General features: G+C 70.1%; 18 protein-coding genes. 12 read left to right on the top strand and 6 right to left on the bottom strand.

Annotated elements, in window-relative coordinates; genetic code table 11:
- Positions 1–25: 25 nt before the first annotated feature.
- Positions 26–1,048 (top strand): YdcF family protein, encoded by a 1,023-nt coding sequence (locus tag BLT28_RS20925; protein WP_231950366.1) that lies wholly within the window; start codon positions 26–28, stop codon positions 1,046–1,048.
- Here the strand turns inward: BLT28_RS20925 and BLT28_RS20920 are convergent.
- Complete coding sequence (locus BLT28_RS20920; protein ID WP_162184826.1) at positions 1,045–2,214, bottom strand: PQQ-dependent sugar dehydrogenase; 1,170 nt, start codon at positions 2,212–2,214, stop codon at positions 1,045–1,047. The genes BLT28_RS20925 and BLT28_RS20920 overlap by 4 nt on opposite strands.
- Positions 2,215–2,219: 5 nt before the next feature.
- The gene (locus tag BLT28_RS20915) at positions 2,220–3,122 is read right to left on the bottom strand and encodes an alpha/beta fold hydrolase (RefSeq protein WP_081900226.1); all 903 of its coding nucleotides are present in this window, start codon (positions 3,120–3,122) and stop codon (positions 2,220–2,222) included.
- Positions 3,123–3,185: 63 nt separating this feature from the next.
- Between BLT28_RS20915 and BLT28_RS20910 the strand changes: the two genes are divergently transcribed.
- The 3 genes from BLT28_RS20910 to BLT28_RS20900 all read left to right on the top strand — a co-directional run bounded on the left by BLT28_RS20910 (position 3,186) and on the right by BLT28_RS20900 (position 7,648).
- Positions 3,186–4,094, top strand: coding sequence for a 2-hydroxyacid dehydrogenase (locus BLT28_RS20910; protein WP_030429079.1), 909 nt, complete (start codon positions 3,186–3,188; stop codon positions 4,092–4,094).
- 91 nt (positions 4,095–4,185) lie between these two features.
- Positions 4,186–6,876, top strand: a complete 2,691-nt coding sequence (locus BLT28_RS20905) for a GH92 family glycosyl hydrolase (RefSeq protein ID WP_083383772.1) — start codon at positions 4,186–4,188, stop codon at positions 6,874–6,876.
- 223 nt (positions 6,877–7,099) lie between these two features.
- Positions 7,100–7,648, top strand: a complete 549-nt coding sequence (locus BLT28_RS20900) for a DoxX family protein (RefSeq protein WP_231950365.1) — start codon at positions 7,100–7,102, stop codon at positions 7,646–7,648.
- A gap of 76 nt (positions 7,649–7,724) precedes the next feature.
- Here BLT28_RS20900 and BLT28_RS20895 read toward each other — a convergent pair whose 3' ends face one another.
- From BLT28_RS20895 to BLT28_RS20885, 3 genes are all read right to left on the bottom strand, one after another.
- Positions 7,725–8,129, bottom strand: coding sequence for a type II toxin-antitoxin system PemK/MazF family toxin (locus BLT28_RS20895; protein ID WP_231950364.1), 405 nt, complete (start codon positions 8,127–8,129; stop codon positions 7,725–7,727).
- A 135-nt stretch (positions 8,130–8,264) separates the two neighbouring features.
- Positions 8,265–10,112 (bottom strand): dihydroxy-acid dehydratase, encoded by a 1,848-nt coding sequence (gene ilvD, locus BLT28_RS20890; RefSeq protein ID WP_030429083.1) that lies wholly within the window; start codon positions 10,110–10,112, stop codon positions 8,265–8,267.
- A 21-nt stretch (positions 10,113–10,133) separates the two neighbouring features.
- Complete coding sequence (locus BLT28_RS20885; RefSeq protein ID WP_052407192.1) at positions 10,134–10,553, bottom strand: PH domain-containing protein; 420 nt, start codon at positions 10,551–10,553, stop codon at positions 10,134–10,136.
- A gap of 280 nt (positions 10,554–10,833) precedes the next feature.
- Between BLT28_RS20885 and BLT28_RS20880 the strand changes: the two genes are divergently transcribed.
- Genes BLT28_RS20880 through ilvC form a run of 3 tightly spaced genes read left to right on the top strand, consistent with a single transcriptional unit; the run spans position 10,834 to position 14,233 of the window.
- Complete coding sequence (locus tag BLT28_RS20880; RefSeq protein WP_043811089.1) at positions 10,834–12,669, top strand: acetolactate synthase large subunit; 1,836 nt, start codon at positions 10,834–10,836, stop codon at positions 12,667–12,669.
- Complete coding sequence (ilvN, locus tag BLT28_RS20875) at positions 12,669–13,175, top strand: acetolactate synthase small subunit (RefSeq protein ID WP_030429086.1); 507 nt, start codon at positions 12,669–12,671, stop codon at positions 13,173–13,175. Before BLT28_RS20880 ends, ilvN begins: the two co-directional genes overlap by 1 nt.
- Positions 13,176–13,219: 44 nt before the next feature.
- Positions 13,220–14,233: a ketol-acid reductoisomerase gene (gene ilvC, locus BLT28_RS20870; RefSeq protein ID WP_030429087.1), complete on the top strand. Its 1,014-nt coding sequence runs from the start codon at positions 13,220–13,222 to the stop codon at positions 14,231–14,233.
- A gap of 231 nt (positions 14,234–14,464) precedes the next feature.
- Here the strand turns inward: ilvC and BLT28_RS20865 are convergent, their stop codons facing one another.
- Positions 14,465–14,902 (bottom strand): hypothetical protein, encoded by a 438-nt coding sequence (locus BLT28_RS20865; protein WP_156050802.1) that lies wholly within the window; start codon positions 14,900–14,902, stop codon positions 14,465–14,467.
- A 282-nt stretch (positions 14,903–15,184) separates the two neighbouring features.
- Here BLT28_RS20865 and BLT28_RS20860 point away from each other — a divergent pair, with 282 nt between their 5' ends.
- From BLT28_RS20860 to BLT28_RS20840, 5 genes are all read left to right on the top strand, one after another.
- Positions 15,185–16,033: a helix-turn-helix domain-containing protein gene (locus BLT28_RS20860; RefSeq protein WP_030429089.1), complete on the top strand. Its 849-nt coding sequence runs from the start codon at positions 15,185–15,187 to the stop codon at positions 16,031–16,033.
- A 20-nt stretch (positions 16,034–16,053) separates the two neighbouring features.
- On the top strand, positions 16,054–16,242 hold the full coding sequence (locus BLT28_RS20855; protein ID WP_030429090.1) for a DUF397 domain-containing protein: 189 nt from the start codon (positions 16,054–16,056) through the stop codon (positions 16,240–16,242).
- A gap of 25 nt (positions 16,243–16,267) precedes the next feature.
- Complete coding sequence (locus tag BLT28_RS20850) at positions 16,268–16,564, top strand: DUF397 domain-containing protein (protein ID WP_231950363.1); 297 nt, start codon at positions 16,268–16,270, stop codon at positions 16,562–16,564.
- Between the two features lie 276 nt (positions 16,565–16,840).
- Complete coding sequence (serA, locus tag BLT28_RS20845; RefSeq protein WP_030429092.1) at positions 16,841–18,439, top strand: phosphoglycerate dehydrogenase; 1,599 nt, start codon at positions 16,841–16,843, stop codon at positions 18,437–18,439.
- A 371-nt stretch (positions 18,440–18,810) separates the two neighbouring features.
- Positions 18,811–22,224 (top strand): S8 family peptidase, encoded by a 3,414-nt coding sequence (locus tag BLT28_RS20840; RefSeq protein ID WP_030429093.1) that lies wholly within the window; start codon positions 18,811–18,813, stop codon positions 22,222–22,224.
- Positions 22,225–22,238 lie beyond the last annotated feature (14 nt).

Genomic DNA, 22,238 nt, shown 5'->3' with positions numbered 1-22,238 from the left:
ACGGCTGATCAACTACCGTCCCCGCATGGAGAAGTACAGCGGCCTGGCGATGTTCTGCTACGTGGTCGCCGGCCTGTGGTTCGTCGCCTTCCTGGTCGGCTTCGTCGTCGACCGCAGGCGGCTGCGCAACGGCGCGTACCTGGTGATCGCGCTGGGCTTCCTCGTGGCGTCGTGGCTGCTCGACCTGGCCGTGGCCGCCCCGGGGACGGTGAAGGCCATGCTGGTCCCGCTGCTGCTGGTCAGCCCGCTGCTCATCTTCGGGCTCTCGGTCTTCCTGATGCTCAACGGGATCGTGATGCTCTGGCGCGAGGGGTGGCGGCTGGCCAACCTGCTCTCCCTGCTCCTGGGCATCGGCATCCTCGTCGGCACCGCGGTCGGGGTGTTCGCGATGACGGTCGCGATGACGGCGAGCAACCCCCTGGCCAGGGTCCTGGTCGGCGGCGCGGCGGGCGGCCTCGGCTACATCGCCCTCGTCTTCGGCTGCTTCCTGCTGTACTCGACCCTCTACGCGCGCGTCGGGCCCCGCGGCCGCGCCGACTTCATCGTGGTCCTCGGCGCGGGCCTGAAGGGGGACGAGGTGCCCGCGCAGCTGGCCGGGCGGCTGGACAAGGCGCGTGAGGTCGCGGCGGCCTCGCCCGACGCGACGATCATCGTCTCCGGCGGGCGGGGGCCCGGTGCCTCGGTGTCGGAGGCGCGCGCGATGGCCGACTACCTCATCGCGCGCGGCGTGCCGGAAGAGCGGATCGTGCTGGAGGAGAAGTCCCGGACCACCTTGCAGAACCTGCTGTTCAGCGGCGAGATCATGGCCGAGCGCAGGCCCGGCTACCAGTGCGTCGTCGTCACCAGCAACTACCACGTGCTCCGCGCCGCGGCCTTCGCCCGGCGGGCCGGGGTGACCGGGCACGTGGTCGGGGCGCCGATCGCCAGGTACTTCTGGCCGAGCGCGTTCCTGCGCGAGTTCGTGGCGATCCTGGTCGACCACCGGATGAAGAACGCCGCGCTGTTCCTGCTGAGCGCCCTGTTCGGCGCGCTCGCGTTCCGGTTCTAGTCGACGCCGTTGCCGCCGGACTGCCGGATGATGATCAGCGCGCGGTCGTCGCTGGAGACGGGCTTGCCGCCGCCCTTGTTCGTGGTGCCCACCCACAGCGCTGCACCGTCCGGGGTGAGGTCGCCCGCGCGCAGCCTGCCGTAGGTGCCCTTCTCCCGCATGACGGGCTGGCCGGTGAACGCGCCGGTCGGGCCGAGGGTGAGGTCGTACATGGCCTCGCCCTTCTCCAGGTTGACCGACAGCAGGTCCGGGTAGGCCGCGCAGCCCGCGACGCCCGGCTTGTCCGGCCAGCTCCACGCGGGCGCGCCGAGCGGCTTGCCGAGGGAGAACTTGTAGGCGACGTCGCGGTCCGGCCGCCGGTCGGTGACCCAGGTCAGCTGGCCGCTGAGCGAGGTGCAGATCCCGCCGGGGGAGTGCAGGCCGGAGGCGACGACGACCGATCCCGCGGTGGGGTTGCCCGGAGCGGGCTTGCCCGTGGAGTCGATGCGCAGCAGCTTGCCCGCGAGCGAGTTCGGGTCGTCGGCCGCCCCGGCGTTGCCCGCGTTGCCGGTGGCCACCAGCAGCGCGCCGTTGCGGTCGCGGGTGAGCGCGCCCGCGTTGTTGCTCGACCCGCGCGGGATCCCGGTCAGCACCGGCTTCGCCGAGTCCTTGGGGGCGATGCGCACCACGCGGTTGTCGGTCGCGGTGGTGATGTAGGCGTAGATCAGGTTGTCCTCGCGGAAGGACGGGGACAGCGCGAGCCCGGTCAACCCGCCCTCACCGGTGGAGTCCACCTGGAGCTGGGCGACGAGCGTGGTGTCCTGCGTGCCCTCGACCGTGCGCAGCACCCGGCCGGTGGTCCGCTCGGCGACGAACGCGGTCTTGCCGTCCGGCAGCACCGCCACCGCCGAGATCGGGTCGAGGCAGGTCGCCATCACCGCGGAGCTGTAGTCCTTGCAGCCCTCGGGCGGCTTCGGCGGTCCGCTCGGCGTCTGGCGCGGCGGCCGCTGGCCGGGGTTGCCGCCACCGCCGGGCACCTGCGGGTTCGGCCCGGCCTGCGGTTCGAGGTGCGGGCGCTGCGTCCACTTCGTGTTCGGCTGTTCCGGGAAGGTCGCGCAGCCCGCCGCGAGCAGGCTGAACGCGGAGATGGCGGCCAGCAGGGCCGTGCCGCGGAACCGTCTGCTCAGGGGTGTCACGATCGACCAGGGTAGGCGGGCCCTGGTGAATCCGGGGTGAGTGGGCGGGGATCGGCGTAGTCGAGTGCGTCACGCACCGCCTCCGCGCGCTCCACCAGCAGGTCCAGCTCGGCGGCGAGCACGTCCGGCGCTTCGAGTGGCACGAAGTGGCCGCACGGCAGCACCCGCAGCCGCGCCTGCGGCAACGGACCGGTCGCCGAGCACGCCCCGCGCGGGTCCGCCAGCACGTCGTAGCGCCCGGCGACCACGGTGACCGGGCACGACAGCGCGCTGAGGTCCTGCCTGCCGGTGTCGCCGAGGGCGAGGGCGAGGGTCCAGTACCAGCGCCAGTCGTGCTGGAGGAACCGCTGTGCCGAGACGCGGAGGGCTTCGTTGCCGGGCAACAGGTGCGCGGGCAGTCGATGTGCCACGGCGTCGAGCAGCGGACCGGCCCAGCGGAGGGCTTGCGTCCCACCGCGCGCGAGCACCCTGCTCAGCGGCTTCGGCAGGCCGAGAACGCCGAGGACGTCGTCGAAGAACGCGCCGGGAGCGCCGCCGACCAGCATCAGCCCGGCGACTCGGTCCGGGTGGCGGCGCGCCAGTTCGGTCGCCACCGTGACCCCGAGCGACCAGCCCACGACGACGCAGCGCCGGATTCCGGCGTCGTCGAGGACGGCCAGTGCGTCGCCCACGTGGTCGTCCAGTTGGATGCGGTCCTCGTCTGCGGGCCGTGCGGAGTCGAAGGTGCCACGGTGGTGCCAGCCGTACACGCGCACCGTCGCGTCAGGATGGGTCAACGAGGGCCACGCCTCGACCGGGGTGCCGAGGCCCGCGCACAGCAGTACTGGCGGGCCCGCGCGGCCCGCGCGCCACGCCCTGATCTTCGTGCCGTCCGTGCCCGACACCCAGCGCTCTTCCATCGTCACGAAGTGTGCCGCACTTCTCGGCCGGACGCAGGTACCGGTGCGGGTAACGTGCGCCCCGTGACGTTGACCGTGCTCGTTCCCGATGACCACGGAGTCGCTGCTTTGTCCACTGTGGATGGAGTGCGCGCCGTGGTGCTCGACCTGTCCGACCCCGCCCAGTTGGCCGGCGCGGACGTGCTCGTCCCGCCGTTCCTCTCGGTCTGCAAGCTCGTCTCCGCCATGGAGCAGATGCCCAAGCTCCGGCTCGTGCAGCTGCTCACCGCGGGTGCGGAGGCGTGGCTGGGCCGCCTGCCCGAGGGCGTGCGGCTGTCGAACTGCCGCGGCGCGCACGGCGGCAGCACCGCGGAGTGGGTCTTCGCCGCGCTGCTGTCGATCTACCGCGAGCTGCCCGCGTTCGACGCGGCCCGACGCGCGGGCGAGTGGGACTACCACGTCACGGACACCATGCAGGACAAGCGGATGCTCGTGGTGGGCGCGGGCGACCTCGGCGAGCAGCTGCGCCGCCGGTTCGACGCCTTCGACGCGCACACCACGCTCGTGGGGACCAGGGCGCGGGATGGCGTGCACGGTGTGGACGAGCTGCCCGCCCTGCTCGGCGAGCACGACGCGGTGATCATGGTGGTGCCGATGACGGACGCGACGCGGCACATGGTCGACGCGGAGTTCCTGTCCCGCATGCGCGATGGCGCGATCCTGGTGAACGCGGCGCGTGGCCCGGTGGTGCACACCGAGGCGTTGGTGGCCGAGCTGAACTCGGGGCGCCTGCGCGCGGCGCTGGACGTCACCGACCCGGAGCCGCTGCCGCCCGGCCATCCACTGTGGACGGCGCCGAACCTGTTGCTCACCCCGCACGTCGCGGGCAGCGTGACCGTCCGCGAGAAGCGGGCGTGGGGCATCGCCGCCCGCCAGATCGCCCAGTTCGCCGCCGGCAAGGACCCCGACAACCTCATCCGCGGCGCCTACTGATTTCACCGGTTTTGGCCTAGAAGCGGCGCGACGTCCTTGGGAGGATGCAGAGGCTGACAACGTTGTCACCTCTGCTCCCGAGGAGTACGGCATGAGCGGCCCCTGCTTAGCTCGTCTGCCCCTTGTTCTCGCCGCCGTCGGCTCACTGCTGGTCGGCGGCGTCCAGGCCACTGCAGCGCCAGTGCCGATGCTCGATCCCGCAAGCGGATCTTCGGCGCGCGCCGAGGCGATCAGTGATCCCGCCCAGTACGTGAACACCTTCGTCGGGACGAAGCCCGGCGGCCCCGACTTCGGGCACGGCGGCGGCGCGGGCAACACCTTCCCGGGCGCCGACGCGCCGTTCGGGATGCTTCAGTGGAGCCCGGACACCGTGACCCACCAGCACGGCGGCTACCACTACGAGGACAACCGCATCCGCGGCTTCAGCCTCACCCACATCTCCGGCCCGGGGTGCAGCGACCACGGCAACATCCCGTTCCTGCCGGTGCTCGGCGATCAGCCCGTGGAGCACCACACGTTCTCCCACGCGAACGAGAGCGCGTCGCCCGGCACGTACGGAGTGCGCTTCGACAACGGCATTCGCGCCGACCTCGCCGTGACGCAGAGGTCCGGCATCGCGCGCTTCACCTACCCAGCGGGCCAACGCGCGTCGCTGACGGCTGACGCGGCACGTGGCTTCAACCCCGCAACGGGTGCGATCACCATCGGCACCAGCACGTTGACCGGGTTCACCGACAGCGGTGGTTTCTGCGGCACGGGGAACCGATACCGGCTGTACTTCCACGCTGTCTTCGACCAGCCCTTTGTGCAGTCGGGAATCGTCAGCAAGGACAACCGCGTCGACCGCACGCGGAAGACTGCAGAGTCCACTAAGGACGCTCCAGCGGCGAAGGCTCTGGTGTCCTTCGCATCCTCGACAGTGACCGCGCGCGTCGGCGTCTCCTACGTGAGTCTTGAAGGCGCGAAAGCCAACCTCGACGCGGAGCAGGGCACACGCACGTTCGAGCAGGTCCGTGACGGCACCAGGGCGACGTGGAACGAGCTGCTGGGCAGGATCTCGGTCACCGGCGGCACGGACACGCAGCGGAGCAGGCTCTACACGAACCTGTACCACTCGCTGTTGCACCCCAATGTGTTCAGCGACGTCGACGGCAGCTACATCGGCTTCGACCGCCGGATCCACAAGCTCCCAGCCGGGCGTGTCCAGCACGCCACGTTCTCGGGCTGGGACGTTTACCGCTCACAGGTGCAACTCGTCGCGTTGTTGGCGCCCAAGGAGGCATCCGACATCGCGCAATCCGCGGTGAACCAGGCGACGCAGGGCGGTTACTTCGACAGGTGGACTGTGGCCAACGGGGGCACCGGTGTCATGAACGGTGACCCGATGTCCATCATCGTGGCGAGCATGCACGCGTTCGGCGCCACCAACTTCAACACCGCGGACGCGTTGCAACGCATGGTCACCGGCAGTCGCGATCCTCGCCAACGCCCCGGGCACGTCCAGTACGACGGGCAGAGCTACATCCCCGCGGGCACGAGCGGAGTGTGGGGGACCGCATCCACCACACTGGAGTACACAAGCGCGGACTTCGCCGTCTCACAGTTCGCCGCGCGCATCGGTGACAACGCCACGCACGAGCTTTTCCTGCGTAGAGCGCAGAACTGGCGGAGTCTGCTGAACTCCGGCATCAAGACCATCCAGCCCCGCAACGGTGACGGCACGTGGACTCCGTTCTCGCCGGCACAGGAGAACGAGTACGTCGAAGGCAACGGAGCGCAGTACTCATGGATGGTGCCGTACAACCACCGTGGGCTGTTCGACGCGATGGGCGGCAACGCTGCCGTGCTGTCGAGGTTGGACACGTTCTTCACCGAGCTCAACGCCGGTCCGAAGAAGCCCTACGCATACCTGGGCAACGAGCCGACCCTGAACACACCGTGGGCCTATGCGTACGCCGGAGCGCCTTATAAGACGCAGGACATCGTCCGCCGTGCGCTTACAAGCATCTTCAAGCCCGCACCGGACGGATACGTGGGAAACGACGACCTCGGGCAGATGGCGTCCTGGGGAGTGTGGGCCGCACTCGGTATGTATCCCGAGGCTCCTGGGCGCAGTGAGCTCGTGCTGGCCAGCCCGCTGTTCCCGGAGATCACGATCACCCGGGGCAACGGCGTCACCATCAAGATCACCGCGCCGCAGGCCAGTGACACCAACAAGTACGTGCAGAGCCTGCGCGTCAACGGGCAGACCTCGGCGAAGCCGTGGGTCGGCGAGGACATGGTCCGCAACGGCGGCACGCTCGACTACACCCTCGGTGCGAGCCCGAACACCACGTGGGGCTCGGCCGCGGCCGACGCTCCGCCGTCCTTCGACGTGGGTCCCGCGCAGCCGCGCACCGGCCCCGTCACCGGGCTCGCCGCGAAGTGCGTCGACGTCAACCAGGGCGCGACGGCAGACGGCACCAAGGTCCAGCTGTGGGACTGCAACGGCGGCACCGCGCAGCAGTGGACCTTCGCTTCCGACGGCACCGTCCGCGCGCTCGGCAAGTGCCTGGACGTCAGCAACAGCGGCACCGCGAACGGCACGAAGGTCCAGCTGTGGCAGTGCAACGGCACCTCCGCGCAACAGTGGTGGCCGAAGGCGGGCGGCGGGATGGTGAGCCCCATGTCCGGCCGCTGCCTCGACGTCCCCAACAGCACGACCACCAACGGCACGCAGCTGCAGATCTTCGACTGCAACGGCAGCGGCGCGCAGATCTGGCGCATCCCAGGGGATGCGTGAGGAGTCTCGTTCGATGAGGGTCGGGATCGAGGTCGTTCCTGGCAAGACGGCGGGAAGACCGCGTACCGGTGTGGTACGTGGGCTGCCCGGCGACACAGCCAGGGGCGGGCTCGGCCCGGCTGTCGCGAACACGGATTCCTCACGCATCCCCTAGGGGAGAAGTCCGGGGCGACACCTTCGCGAAGCGGTCGCCCCGGGCGCGCCGATCCCCTAGCGTGGGCGCGTGAGCACTCAGGGAGAGTCGGCTACCAGCGGCGAGATCCGTCCGTTCACCTGGACGGCGGGGGCGGACTTCGGGCAGCTGGTGCTGCGGTTCGCGCTGGGCGGCACGTTCATCGCGCACGGCGCGCAGAAGATCTTCGGCGCGTTCGGCGGACCGGGTATCAACGGGTTCGCGCAGTTCCTGCAGAGCAAGGGGTTCACCCAGACCACCCTGCTGGCGTGGCTCACCGGCCTGACCGAGCTGGTCGGCGGCGCGCTGGTGGTGATCGGCCTGTTCACCCCGCTGGCCGCCGCCGGGCTGCTGGCGATCATGATCAATGTGGTGATCATGAAGTGGGGCGGCGGTTTCTTCCTCGGCCAGCAGGGCACCGGCTTCGAGTTCGACCTCGCCCTCGGCGCGATGGCGGCGGGCGTGGTGCTGACCGGACCCGGCCGCCTCGGCCTGGACACCGGCTTCTTCTGGTCCCGCAGGCCGCTGGGCATGGGCGTGGGCTGCCTCGCCGTCGCCGTGGCCGCGACCCTGCTCATGCAGCTGGTCTTCCGCACCTGACCCAGCCCGGCGCTTGCGTACCCAATGCGGCATTCGTCACGCCAGACGTCACCGATGCCGCATTGGGTACCTGACGTCAGCGCCAGCCGTAGCGCTTGCGCAGCGCGATCGCCACGCGGGTGAAGCGGTCGGCCTCCAGCACCGCGCCCTCGCGGCGGATGTCGTCCTCACCGAGCTCGAACAGCCGGTCCAGCCGCAGGTAGGACGCCCGCCCGGAGCGGTCCCACGCGCCGATGCCGAGCTCCAGCCAGTCCTGCTCCTCGTGGTAGTCCGGCACCTGGCTGGACAGCATCATCGCGTGCAGCATCGAGCCGTCCCGGCCCACGACGAGCAGCGGGCGGTCCTTGCCCTTGGACGGGTCCTCCTCGAAGGGCACCCAGGCCCACACGACCTCGCCCGGATCGGCCTGACCGTCCAGGTCGGGGGCGTAGACGAGATCGGTAGCGCGCGCCCGGGTCGGCACCTCGCGAACGCGCTTCACCTGCTGATGATCACCAAGCATCCGCGCAACTTACCGCCCGCCCCCAATGACCCATCCAGCGCGTGGAGCGCACTGAACGAGTCATTTCGGTGCGTTCAACCACCCCAATGACTCATTCAGTGCGCAACGCCGGGGTCAGACGCGGTTGACGTCGCGGACCGCTCCGGTGGAGGCGGAGGTGGCCAGCTTCGCGTACGCCTTGAGGGCCGTGGAGACCTCGCGCTGGCGGTCCACCGGCTGCCACGGGCGCTCGCGGGCCTCCATCTTCGCCCTGCGCTCGGCGAGCACGTCGGCGTCGACCAGCAGCTCCAGCTTCCGCTCGTACACGTCGAGCAGGATCTGGTCGCCGTTCTCCACCAGACCGATCAGCCCGCCGTCGGCCGCCTCGGGGGAGATGTGGCCGACGGAGATGCCCGAGGAGCCACCGGAGAACCGGCCGTCGGTGATCAGCGCGCAGAGCTTGCCGAGCCCGGAGCCCTTGAGGAACGCGGTGGGGTGCAGCATCTCCTGCATACCAGGACCGCCGGAGGGACCCTCGTAGCGGACCACGATCACCTCGCCCGCCTGGACCTCCTTGTTCAGGATCGCCGAAACGGCCTGCTCCTGGCTCTCCACCACCCGCGCCGGGCCCTGGAAGCGCCACAGCTCCTCGTCGATGCCCGCGGTCTTGATCACCGCGCCGTCCTCGGCGAGGTTGCCGTAGAGCACCGCGAGCCCGCCGTCCTTGGTGTAGGCGTGCTCGAAGTCCCGGATGCAGCCGCCCGCCGCGTCGGTGTCCAGGGAGGACCAGCGGTTCTCGGTGGAGAACGCCTGAGTGGTGCGGACCCCGCCGGGCGCGGCGTGGAACAGCTCGACCGCCTCCGGCGACGGCGAAGCTCCGCGGATGTCCCAAGTGGACAGCCACTGCTCCAGGGTGGGGCTGTGCACCGAGTGCACGTCGCGGTGCAGCAGCCCGGCCCGGTCCAGCTCGCCGAGGATGGCCGGGATCCCGCCTGCCCGGTGCACGTCCTCCATGTGGTAGTCGGAGTTCGGCGAGACCTTGGACAGGCAGGGCACGCGGCGGCTGATCGCGTCGATGTCGGCGAGGGTGAAGTCGATCTGCCCCTCCTGCGCCGCGGCCAGGATGTGCAGCACGGTGTTGGTGGAGCCGCCCATGGCCACGTCCAGCGCCATGGCGTTCTCGAACGCCTTCTTGTTCGCGATGGTGCGCGGCAGGGCGCTGTCGTCGTCCTGCTCGTACCAGCGCTTGGCCAGCTCGACCACTGTGGTGCCCGCGCGCAGGAACAGATCGCGCCGCGCGGCGTGTGTCGCCAGGGTGGAACCGTTGCCGGGCAGGGAGAGCCCGAGCGCCTCGGTCAGGCAGTTCATCGAGTTCGCGGTGAACATGCCGGAGCAGGAGCCGCAGGTCGGGCAGGCCGAACGCTCCACCTCGGACAGTCCGGCCTCGTCGACGTTCGCGTTGGCCGACGCGGCGATCGCGGTGATCAGGTCGGTCGGGGCCTGTGCGACGCCCTCGACGACGACGGCCTTGCCCGCCTCCATCGGTCCGCCGGAGACGAAGACGGCCGGGATGTTCAGCCGCATCGCGGCCATCAGCATGCCCGGGGTGATCTTGTCGCAGTTGGAGATGCACACCAGCGCGTCGGCCTGGTGGCCCTGCACCATGTACTCCACGGCGTCGGCGATGACCTCGCGCGAGGGCAGCGAGTAGAGCATCCCGCTGTGCCCCATGGCGATGCCGTCGTCCACGGCGATGGTGTGGAACTCGCGCGCGACCCCGCCCGCCTCGCGCACCGCGCCCGCCACGAGCTCGCCCATGTCCTTGAGGTGCACGTGGCCCGGCACGAACTGGGTGTAGGAGTTGGCGATCGCCACGATGGGCTTGCCGAAGTCCGAGTCGGTCATGCCGGTGGCGCGCCACAGCGAGCGGGCGCCTGCGGCATTGCGGCCGTGGGTGGTGATCCGGGAACGCAGCGGGGGCACGGCCCCTCCTTAAAGCGGGAACTACTCGTCGGTGTCAGTCGAGGTTACGCCCTGGTCGGGAGCTTTCTCGGCGGTCGCGCTGGGATCGGGCACCGCGCCACCGCTCGCCTTCGCGAGTGCGGGCAGGTCGCCGAGCCGCACCGCGGGCAGGGTCAGTCGCTCGCCGCCGTTGAGCACGAGGCTGACCTTGTTGGGGCGCCCCAGATGCAGGGACGTCACCTGTCCCCACTCTATGCGCCGCGAACCGGACGCGGTACGCACGACCAACCCGTCCGAGCCCACCACGGTCCGCGCCCGCAGCACCACCCAGACGAGCGCGAGCGGCACGAGGTAGATCGCCACGAGACCGGGTGCGCCGAAGGCGACCGGCGTCATGCACAGCGCGAGCAAGGCGATCGGCAGCAACGCGACCTTGGGAAGTTGGAATACCACGTCATCCATGCTCCCACCTGCGGACGAGCCCTCGTGTGTCCCCCGGTCGTGTCCAGCATCCGGGAGGGAGATCCCGCAGAGTTGACGCTGCTGGGCCATTGGCGCTAGCTTCATCCGCGTGCTGCTGCGCAACTTCCCGTTCATCGGGGTCCTCGTACTTCCCGGGCGCGTCGACGCCTAGGGAAGTCTTCGTCGACGCGCCACCCTCGTACGGCCCACCACCGGCCGACGAGGGTTTTTTGTTGCCCGGACAGCCCCAAGTCAACTCGACACCCACGAGGCAGACACGATGACCAGCGCCACATCGCGACCGGCCGCGGTGCCCAAGGCCCCGCAGAATCCCCAGGGTGCGCGCCCCCGCCCCGCGCCCCCGTCCGGGGCCCCGATCCGGGTGACCGGTGCGCAGTCCCTTGTCCGCTCCCTCGAAGCCGCCGGATGCGAGGTCGTCTTCGGTATCCCGGGTGGCGCCATCCTGCCCGCCTACGACCCGCTCCTGGACTCCACCAAGGTGCGGCACATCCTGGTCCGCCACGAGCAGGGCGCGGGTCACGCCGCCACCGGCTACGCGCAGGCGACCGGCAAAGTCGGCGTGTGCATGGCCACCTCCGGGCCGGGCGCGACCAACCTGGTCACCCCGCTGGCCGACGCCTACATGGACTCCGTCCCGGTGGTCGCGATCACCGGCCAGGTCGCCCGCTCGGCGATCGGCACCGACGCCTTCCAGGAAGCCGACATCTGCGGCATCACGATGCCGGTGACCAAGCACAACATCCTCGTCACCGACCCGCTGGACATCCCGAGGGCGATCGCCGAGGCCTTCCACATCGCGGCCACCGGCCGCCCCGGCCCGGTGCTGGTCGACCTGCCCAAGGACGTGCTCCAGGCGGCCACCTCCTTCGCGTGGCCGCCGGAGATGAAGCTGCCCGGCTACCGCCCCACCGTGCGCCCGCACGGCAAGCAGGTCCGCGAGGCGGCCAAGCTGATCGCGGCGGCGCAGCGCCCGGTGCTCTACGTCGGCGGCGGCGTGCTCAAGGCGCAGGCGTCCGCGGAGCTGCGGGAGCTGGCCGAGTTCACCGGTATCCCGGTGGTCACCACGCTGATGGCGCGCGGCGCGTTCCCCGACTCGCACGAGCTGCACCTGGGCATGCCCGGCATGCACGGCACGGTGGCCGCGGTCGCGGCGATGCAGCGCTCGGACCTGTTGATCACCCTGGGCGCGCGGTTCGACGACCGCGTCACCGGGCAGCTGGACTCCTTCGCGCCCGAGGCGAAGATCGTGCACGCCGACATCGACCCGGCGGAGATCTCCAAGAACCGCCGCGCGGACGTGCCGATCGTCGGTGACTGCAAGGAGGTCATCGGCGAGCTGATCGAGGCGGTGCGCGCCGAGTTCGAGACCGAGCGCGCCGACATCGGCCCGTGGTGGAAGCAGCTGAGCTCGTGGCGGGAGACCTTCCCGCTGGGCTACGAGGAGCCGACCGACGGCACCCTGGCCCCGCAGTACGTGATCGAGCGGATCGGCGCGCTGGTCGGCCCGGACGCGATCTACGCGGCGGGCGTCGGCCAGCACCAGATGTGGGCGGCGCAGTTCATCCGCTACGAGAAGCCCAGGACGTGGCTGAACTCCGGCGGGCTGGGCACCATGGGCTACGCGGTGCCCGCGGCCATGGGCGCCAAGCAGGGCATGCCGGACACCCAGGTGTGGGCGATCGACGGCGACGGCTGTTTCCAGATGACCAACCAGGAGCTGGCCACCTGCGCCATCGAGAACATCCCGATCAAGGTGGCCGTGATCAACAACGGCAACCTCGGCATGGTCCGGCAGTGGCAGAACCTGTTCTACGACCAGCGGTACTCCAACACCGACCTGGGAACGCACAAGCACCGCATCCCCGACTTCAAGCTGCTGGCCGAGGCGCTGGGCTGCGTCGGACTGCGCTGTGAGTCCAAAGAGGACGTCGACGCCGTCGTCAAGCAGGCCATGGAGATCAACGACCGCCCCGTCGTGATCGACTTCGTGGTGGGCAAGGATGCCCAGGTGTGGCCGATGGTGGCCGCGGGCACCGGCAACGACCACATCATGGCCGCGCGCGGCATCCGCCCGCTGTTCGAGGAAGATGAGTGATGAGCAGGCACACGCTGAGCGTGCTGGTCGAGAACAAGCCGGGTGTGCTGGCCAGGGTCGCCGGGCTGTTCTCCCGCAGGGGCTTCAACATCGAGTCCCTCGCCGTCGGCCCGACCGAGCACGTCGAGGTCTCCAGGATGACGATCGTGGTCTCGGTCGACGAACTACCGTTGGAACAGGTGACCAAGCAGCTCAACAAGCTGGTGAACGTCATCAAGATCGTCGAGCTTGACCCGCCGACGGCCGTGCAGCGCGAACTGCTGCTGGTCAAGGTCAGGGCCGACGCGACGGTGCGCAGCCAGGTGCTGGAGACCGTCCAGCTGTTCCGGGCCAAGGTGGTCGACGTCTCGCCAGAAGCGGTGACGGTCGAGGCCACCGGCACCGCCGACAAGCTCAACGCGCTGCTGCGCATGCTGGAGCCGTACGGGATCAGGGAGATGGTCCAGTCCGGCATGGTCGCGATCGGCAGGGGAGCCCGCTCCATCACCGCCGCCGCCGTTCGCTAGGGCCCCGTTTTTTCTCGCTATTACTGGAAGGACCACCGAGCACCATGTCCGTGGAGATGTTCTACGACGACGCCGCCGACCTGAGCGTGATCCAGAACCGCAAGGTCGCGGTGATCGGGTACGGCAGCCAGGGTCACGCCCACGCGCTGAGCCTGCGCGACTCCGGGGTCGACGTCCGGATCGGCCTGCCCGAGGGCTCGAAGTCCCGCCCGAAGGCCGAGGAGGAGGGCCTGCGGGTGCTCACCCCGGCCGAGGCCGCCGCCGAGGCCGACGTGATCATGATCCTGATCCCCGACCACAAGCAGCGCGACCTCTACAGCAACGACATCGCGCCGAACCTGAAGGACGGCGACGCGCTGTTCTTCGGGCACGGCCTCGCCATCCGCTTCGGCCTGATCACCCCGCCCGCCGACGTGGCCGTGGCGATGGTCGCCCCGAAGGGCCCCGGCCACCTGGTCCGCCGCCAGTTCGTCGACGGCAAGGGCGTGCCCTGCCTGATCGCCGTCGAGCAGGACCCCTCCGGCGACACCCAGGCGCTCGCGCTGTCCTACGCCAAGGCCATCGGCGGCACCCGTGCCGGCGTGATCAAGACCACCTTCGCCGAGGAGGCCGAGACCGACCTCTTCGGTGAGCAGGCCGTGCTCTGCGGCGGTGTGGCCTCCCTGGTGCAGAACGGCTTCGAGGTCCTCACCGAGGCGGGCTACGCGCCGGAGATCGCCTACTTCGAGTGCCTGCACGAGCTGAAGCTGATCGTCGACCTGATGTACGAGGGCGGCATCTCGCGGATGTTCTACTCGGTCTCCGACACCGCGGAGTACGGCGGTTACAGCCGCGGCCCGCGCGTGGTGGACGCCCGCGCCAAGGAGGAGATGCGCAAGATCCTCGCCGAGATCCGCAGCGGCGAGTTCGCCAAGGAACTGGTGGCGGAGATGGACGGCGGCCGTCCGGCGTTCACCAAGTACCGCGAGGAGTCCGCGGCGCACCCGATCGAGCAGACCGGCAAGAAGCTGCGCGACCTGATGTCGTGGGTGGACCGCCCGATCACCGAGACCGCCTGACCCGGTACGAGGAGGGGCGCCGGAGTTCTCCGGCGCCCCTTCCGTCATTTCCCGGCCCGCTGTGAACGCTCACAAAACGCCATTGCGCGGCGAATGCGCTTATGACGCCGCGAAAGGTGCCGCTGAGGCAGAAGGGTCAGGTGGAAAAGGGGGTGGAGACCGGCTGTCCACAGTGGTCCCGTTGCAGTTCGCACCGGCGTTCGCGTTCACGTGAGTTGCAGGGTGCACAAGTCATGCACGGGTAGGGCACGCCCGGGGGATGCGCACCGTGTCCTGCGACGGGAAACCGTCCCGGCCCGCGCGGGGGGAGGGGGACGCGAGCCGGGACGGCCTCTCGTCGGTGGTGTCCGGCACCACGCACAGCTGTGCGTAGGCGATCCACCAGGTGGCGCACGGCCAGCCGCCATTCCGCCAGCCGGTGCCGCAGAGACGGCAACGGCGCCGCCTGCGGCCGGTGCTGCGGTGCTGGGCCAGCAGGAACTGCCAGCCCCGGACCGTGCGCAAGAGCGCGTTCCTGCCCAGAACGTCGGGTTGGCGCAGAGCCAGCGACTCCAGTTCGGCCAGCTTCGTCGCGACCTCGCGGTAGCAGTCGCGGCCCTGCACGGAACAGTCGCTCGGCGCCTCGCGCACGTCGAGCAGCGACCTTCCCGGCAGCCACACAACCCCCACCCGCTCCCGATCGTCTGGTCGTGGGGATGGCCCCGGAGGCGGAAACTCCGGAGAGCGACCCCGTGTGCACTAAGCGTGCAAGACGCTTCCAGAGAAATGCAACGTACATCCTGCGAATGACACGATTGGGTGAGACTGTGCCCAGCAGTAGGACAAGCGATTGCGACACCCTTTCCGGCGCGGGCACACTGCGGCGAGTTCCCGCCGAGGCGTGTTTTGGACGATCCTGACCGTATGAAGGTCGATCGGGACCACGCATCGTCATTACTGGAGAGGGAGACCGTGACTGCCGGCCACAGCCCTACCGTGCGGCGTCGCCGGTTGGCATCCGAACTGCGCCGCTTACGCGAAGCCGCCGGGCTGACCTGCGAGGACGTCGCCGGGCACCTGGAGTGCTCGGCGGCCAAGGTGAGCCGTATCGAGACCGGCCGCACCGGTGTCAACCCTCGTGACGTCCGGGACATGCTCCAGCTCTACGGCGTCGAGGGCGACCGGCAGGACGCCCTGGTCGAGCTGTCCAGGATGGCCAGGCAGAAGGGCTGGTGGCACAACTACAGCGACGTGCTGACCGGCGCGTTCGCCGGGATGGAGGCCGAGGCGGCCTCGATCCGGTGCTACCAGGCGCAGCTCGTGCCCGGCCTGCTGCAGACCGAGGACTACGCCAGGTCCGTTTTCCGCGCGGTGCGGCCGAAGGCCGACACCGATGACGTCGAGCGCCGGGTGGCCGCGCGCCGGGCCCGGCAGTCCATCCTCGTGCGCGACCAGCCGCCCAAGCTGTGGATGGTCATCGACGAGGCGGTCCTGCACCGCAAGGTCGGTGGGGACGAGGTGATGCGCGAACAGCTCGACTACCTGGTCGAGATGACGGCGCAGCCGAACATCGAACTTCAGGTCCTGCCCTTCGGCGTCGGTGCCCACGCGGCCGCAGACGGTCCGTTCGTGATCCTGGGCTTCCCGGATCCGATCGACCCGACCGTGGTCTACCTGGACACCCTCACCAGCGGTCTGTACCTGGAGAAACCAGAGGAAATCCGCTGGTACAGCACGGTATTCGATCATGTACGGGCGGCGGCGCTCGGCACGGAGGAATCCGTCGCGCTGATCGCCTCTAGGGCAAAGGAGTTGACGTGAGCGTCGACGAGCGTCGGGGGATGTTCACGGAATGGCGCAAGAGCAGCCACAGTGGGGGTGGCAACGACTGCGTCGAGGTCGCCTACACAGCGGCGGCGGTGGGGGTGCGGGACTCCAAGAATCCCGCCGCGGGCGTCCTGGTGTTCAGCGAGACCCAGTGGCACGGGTTCCTGGACGGGGTCCGCGCGGGCCGCTGGCACGGCCAGTGACCACAACTGTGAGGACGGTCTCATCGTGAGCGAGAGCACGTCCGGGGTGAGGACCCGGCCCGTCGGCGACCACAGCCACGACGACAAGGCCGACATCCGGGACCAGCTCGACTTCTCCGGGGCGCACTGGAGGGGTGACGACAACGACGGCTCGGCGGGCGGCCGGGTCGAGATGACCCAGATCCTGCACACCGATGGGATCACCTACACCTGTCTGCGCCACGGCGGGGATCCGCACGGACCCGTCCTCGTCTTCACGCCGGGCGAGTGGGACGCGTTCGTCGCGGGAGCCAAGGACGGGGAGTTCGACCGTCCCTTCTAGCGCGGAAGATCGCGCGAGAACACGAGAGCAGCGGGCGGCCCGGTGAGCGACGGGCCGCCCGCTCGCGTTCCCGCCCTCCCCGAACGACTCGTTCAGGATGCGGGCCCGGCCGCGACCGGGCAGGCACGCAGCGTGGTGCGTCGGGGATCACTTCCGACTCCCGAAATGCGTCGGTAACCCCGCAGATACACTGCGGATTCTCCGGGTTACAACGCGGTGGCCCGCTGCTCGACGTCATGGCCGCCCACGGCCGCACCCATCTCCTGGAGAGCACCTGTGAGCAAGTCACCTCGCCCGGTCGTCCTGATCGCCGAGAAGCTGGCGCCGTCCGTGCTGGATGTCTTCGGTGACGAGGTCGAGGTCCGTCACGTCGACGGCACCGACCGCCCCGCCCTGTTCGCCGCGCTCGCCGAGGCCGACGCCCTGCTCGTGCGCTCCGCCACCCAGGTCGACGCCGAGGCCCTGGCCTCCAGCACCAAGCTGAAGGTCGTCGCGCGCGCCGGGGTCGGCCTGGACAACGTCGACGTGGACGCCGCGACCGCGCGCGGTGTCATGGTGGTCAACGCGCCCACCTCCAACATCGTCTCCGCCGCCGAGCACGCGGTCGCGCTGCTGCTTGCCGTCGCCCGCCGCATCCCCGAGGCCGACGCGAGCCTCAAGGACGGCAAGTGGAAGCGCAGCGCGCTGGGCGGGGTCGAGCTCAACGGCAAGACCGTCGGCGTCATCGGCCTCGGCAAGATCGGCCAGCTCTTCGCCACCAGGATCGCCGCGTTCGGCACCAAGCTGATCGCCTACGACCCCTACGTGTCCCCGGCCCGCGCGGGCCAGCTGGGCATCGAGCTGGTCAGCCTGGAGACCCTGCTCGCGCAGGCGGACGCGATCTCCATCCACCTGCCGAAGACCCCGGAGACCAAGGGCCTGATCGGTGCCGACGAGCTGGCCAAGACCAAGAAGGGCGTACTGATCGTCAACGCCGCCCGCGGTGGCCTGATCGACGAGGAGGCGCTGGCCGAGGCCGCGCGCACCGGCCAGGTCGGGGGCGCGGGCGTGGACGTCTTCGCCAAGGAGCCCTGCACCGACAGCCCGCTGTTCGGGCTGCCCAACGTCGTGGTCACCCCGCACCTGGGCGCTTCGACCGCAGAGGCGCAGGACCGCGCGGGCACCGACGTGGCCCGCTCGGTGGTCCTGGCGCTGCGCGGGGACTTCGTGCCGGACGCGGTGAACGTGCGCGGCGGCGGCATCGTCGGCGAGGAGGTGCGGCCCTACCTGCCGCTCACCCAGAAGCTCGGCGCGGTGCTCTCCGCGATCAGCGCGCGCACCCCGGCGACGCTGGACGTGCAGATCCGCGGCGAACTGTCCAATGAGGACGTCAAGATCCTCCAGCTGGCCGCGCTGCGCGGGTTGTTCGCCGGTGTGGTCGAGGAGCAGGTCACCTTCGTCAACGCCTCCTCGATCGCCGAGGCCCGCGATGTCGCGGTGGAGCTGACCACCGAGCCCGAGAGCGCCAACCACCGCAGCCTGGTCACGCTGGTCGCCGTGCAGGCCGACGGCACCCGGCTCAGCGTCTCCGGAACGCTCACCGGCCCGAAGCAGGTCGAGAAGCTGGTGGAGATCAACGGCAGGAACTTCGACCTGCGCGCCGAGGGCAACGTGCTGCTGCTGGAGTACCCGGACCGGCCCGGCGTGATGGGCACCGTGGGCACCCTGCTCGGCGAGGCGGGCGTGAACGTCGAGGCCGCGCAGATCAGCCAGACCACCGACGGCGCGGACGCCACCATGCTGCTGCGGGTGGACCGCCCGGTCGACGGCAACGTGCTGGAGCCGATCGGCGCCACCGTCGGCGCCAAGATGGTCCGGTCCCTGTCCTTCGACTAGGTCGCGATCGCACGCGAAGGGCGGTTCCCCTCGGGGAGCCGCCCTTCGCGTTTCTGGTTGAGCTGTCAACGACACCGCTGGTCAGGGCGGTTTTCACCAACAGGTGAGTCGAGTTGTGTCGGTATTGCGCCCCAAAGTGTTATCGAGGCCGGTAACTCCGTGACTTAAGTGAAAACCTTCGCCGCTTGGTCACTCGAATGGAGTAATAGCACCGACATTCTTCCGAGTTAAGTTGCCTGCCGAGGTCAGACCAGGCGCCGTTGAGGGCACGGCGCCACGTCGGGATTCCCTCGCCGTCACGCGGGGTCGAGCCGCTCGTGCAGGCGGGCGCGCACCGGCAGGGTCGGAGATGACCTCCAGTGAGGGCAACAGTGAGTTCATCCCGGGTTCGCCCCAGAGCGACGCGGTCCGCCGCAGCGGTGCTCGCCGCCGTGCTGGGGATCGGTGTCACCGCGGGCACGGCCGGCGCCCAGGCCCCGCAGGAACCGCTCGCGCAGGGGGTTCCGGCGGCGAAGGGCCTGTCCGCGAAGTCGTTGCAGCAGAAGGTCGAACCGCGTCTCGCGGCGGCCAACGGCAAGGTGACCGCGTTCATCGAGCTGGCCAAGGAGCCCGCTGTCGACGCCTTCGCCGAGACCGAGCGCAAGGGCGCGGGCAAACAGCAGGCGAAGGCCGCGGCGCAGCGCGCCAAGGACGACACCAGGAAGGCGGCCGACGCGGTCGTCGGCCAGCTGCGCTCCCGCGACGGCGGCACCCGCGAGCTGTACCGCACGGCCAACGCCGTTCCCGGCGTCGTGGTCCAGGCGGACGCGGCGAAGATCACCGAGCTGGCGTCGCGCAAGGACGTGCGCTCCGTGCGCACGGTCGTGCCGAAGTCGCGCGGCAACTCCAACGCCGTGCAGCTGACCCGCGCGCTGCAGACCTGGAAGTCCAACGGCGTCCTGGGTGACGGCGTCCGCGTCGGCATCATCGACGACGGCATCGACTACACCCACGCCACCTTCGGCGGCCCCGGCACCAAGGAGGCCTACGCGGCGGTCGACCGCGACAAGGCCAACCCGGCGGTCTTCCCGACCCCGAAGGTCGTCGGCGGCATCGACCTCGTCGGTGACAAGTACGACGCCAACGGCGAGACCGGTTCGCCCACCCCCGCGCCGGACCCCAACCCGATCTCCTGCGGCACCCACGGCACCCACGTCGCGGGCACCACGGGCGGCTTCGGCGTCAACGCCGACGGCAGCACCTTCAAGGGCGACCACAACAAGCTGACCGCCAAGCAGCTCAACGAGATGCGGGTCGGCCCGGGCACCGCGCCGAAGTCCCTGCTGTACTCGATCAAGGTCTTCGGCTGCGAGGGCTCGACCGACGTCACCTCGCAGGCCATGGACTGGGCGCTGGACCCGGACGGCGACGGTGACTTCACCGACCGCCTCGACGTGGTCAACATGTCGCTGGGCAGCAACTTCGGCGGTGCCGACGACCCGGACAGCCTGTTCGTCCGCAAGCTCGTCGCCAACGGCGTGCTCCCGGTGATCTCCGCGGGCAACGGCGGCGACCTCTACGACGTCGGCGGCTCACCGGGCAACACCCCGGAGGCGCTGACCGTCGCCAGCACCCGTGACTCCTTCGTCCTGCGCGACGGCGCCGAGGTGGCCGCCCCGAACACCCTCGCGGGCGTGAAGCCGGGCCAGTACAGCCAGGACTACGCGAAGTACGACACGCTCGACCTGACCAAGCCGGTCGTCGCGCTGTCGGCCGCGGACAACAAGGACGGCTGCCTGGCCTACTCCGCCGCCGACAAGGCCGCGGTCGCGGGCAAGTTCGCCTGGCTGGAGTGGGACGACAACGACGCCACCCGCAAGTGCGGTTCGGCGGCCAGGGCCAACCAGGCCGGGGCCGCGGGCGCGCTCGGCGTGGTGCTCTCCTCCGCGCTGGAGAACTTCGCCGCGGGCATCGCGGGCAACGCCACCGTGCCGATGTTCCAGTTCACCGGCTCCGCCACCGCGGCGCTGCGCCCGGCGCTGACCGCGGGCACCCTGGAGGTCAAGCTCGGCGGCCACCTGCGCTCCACCGTGCGCACCACCGCGCCGGAGATCAACGACACGCCCAGCACCTTCACCTCGCGCAGCGTGCACAGCAAGATCGTCAAGCCCGACATCGCCGCGCCCGGTGACACCATCGCCTCGGCGCTGTCCGGCTCCGGCAACCAGCCGCTGGTGATCAGCGGCACCTCGATGGCCGCTCCGCACACCTCCGGCGTCACCGCCCTGGTCCGCCAGGCGCACCCGGACTGGACGCCGGAAGAGGTCAAGGCGGCCGTCATGAACACCGCGGGCGTCGAGGTCCGCACCGGCCCCAACGGCACCATCTACGCGCCGAACCGCGTGGGCACCGGCCGCATCGACGCCAAGGCGGCGCTGGACAACCAGGTGCTGGCCATGGTCACCGACGACCCGGGCGCGGTCAGCGCGTCCTTCGGCACCGTCGAGGTCTCCGGCCCGCTGACGCTGACCAAGAACATCAAGGTGGTCAACAAGGGCGTCAAGGCGGTCGAGTACCGCACCTCCTACCAGGCGGCCACCTCGATCCCCGGCGTCAGCTACGAGCTGTCCGCGCCGACGGTCAAGGTCAGCCCGCGCGGCGTGGCCAACTTCAAGGTCACGCTGAAGATCACCGACCCGGCCGCGCTGCGCAAGACGGTGGACGCCACGGTGGCCACCACCCAGCTCGGCGTCGCCCGGCAGTTCCTCGCCGACGCCTCCGGCCGGATCGTGCTCACCCCGACCAACGGCGCCGTGGTCCCGCTGCGCCTGTCGGTCTACGCCGCGCCGAAGCCGGCCGCGGACATCGTCGCCAAGGACACGCTGCTGTTCCAGCCCGGCCAGGAGCAGGGCGTGCTCAACCTGAGCGGCCGCGGCGTGAACCAGGGCACCGGTGCCCAGGCCTACCGCTCGCTGATCAGCGTCATGGAGATGCAGGCCCGCTCCGACCAGCTGCCCGACTGCGGCGGTTCGGTGACCAGGAACTGCACGATCAACGAGACGGCCAAGGCGGGCGACCTGCGCTACGTCGGTGTCGGCTCGACCGCGCCGCTGGCGAAGATGCAGGGCAAGCCGCAGGACGGCGTGCTCGCCTTCGGCCTGGTCAGCTGGGGCAACTGGGCCAACCTCGGCAGCAACACCCAGCCGTTCGTCGACATCGACACCAACAACGACGGCAAGCCGGAGTTCGAGACCTTCGCCACGAAGCTCACCGGCTCGGACGTGTGGGTGGCCAACACCGTCGACCTGCGCAAGCCGCTGCCGACCGGCGGGTTCACCAGCGTCGACCTGCAGCCGATCAACGGCCAGTTCGGCGAGGTGGACACCAACGTCTTCGACAGCAACGTGGTCGTGCTGCCGGTCTCGCTCAAGGCGCTGGGCGTCAACGGCGAGAGCCCGTCGGCCAGGCTGACCTACAAGGTCGGCGTCGCCGGCTACTACCGGGCGCCGGGCGACACCACCGGCACCATCGACCAGATCGCCACCCCGCTGACCTTCGACCCGCTGAACCCGGGCCTGTGGGTGCAGGGTGCCGGCGAGCCCGCGCTGAGCCACCTCGCGCAGCCGGGGACCGCCCTGGTGGTCAACCGGGACGCGGCGGCGCAGGCGACCGACAAGTCCGAGGGGCTGCTCCTGCTGCACCACCACAACGCGACCGGCAAGCGGGCGCAGGTGGTCGGCGTGAAGGACGTGAAACTCGGCGGGGGTGCCCCGATCGGGCGGCCCAGCGGTCCGCAGCGGCGGTGAGTTGACCTGATCGG

It is taken from the genome of Allokutzneria albata (assembly GCF_900103775.1).
Taxonomy (GTDB): Bacteria; Actinomycetota; Actinomycetes; order Mycobacteriales; family Pseudonocardiaceae; genus Allokutzneria; species Allokutzneria albata.
The sequence above is the reverse complement of the archived record's forward strand: the minus strand, read 5'-3'. Positions and strand labels throughout refer to the sequence as shown.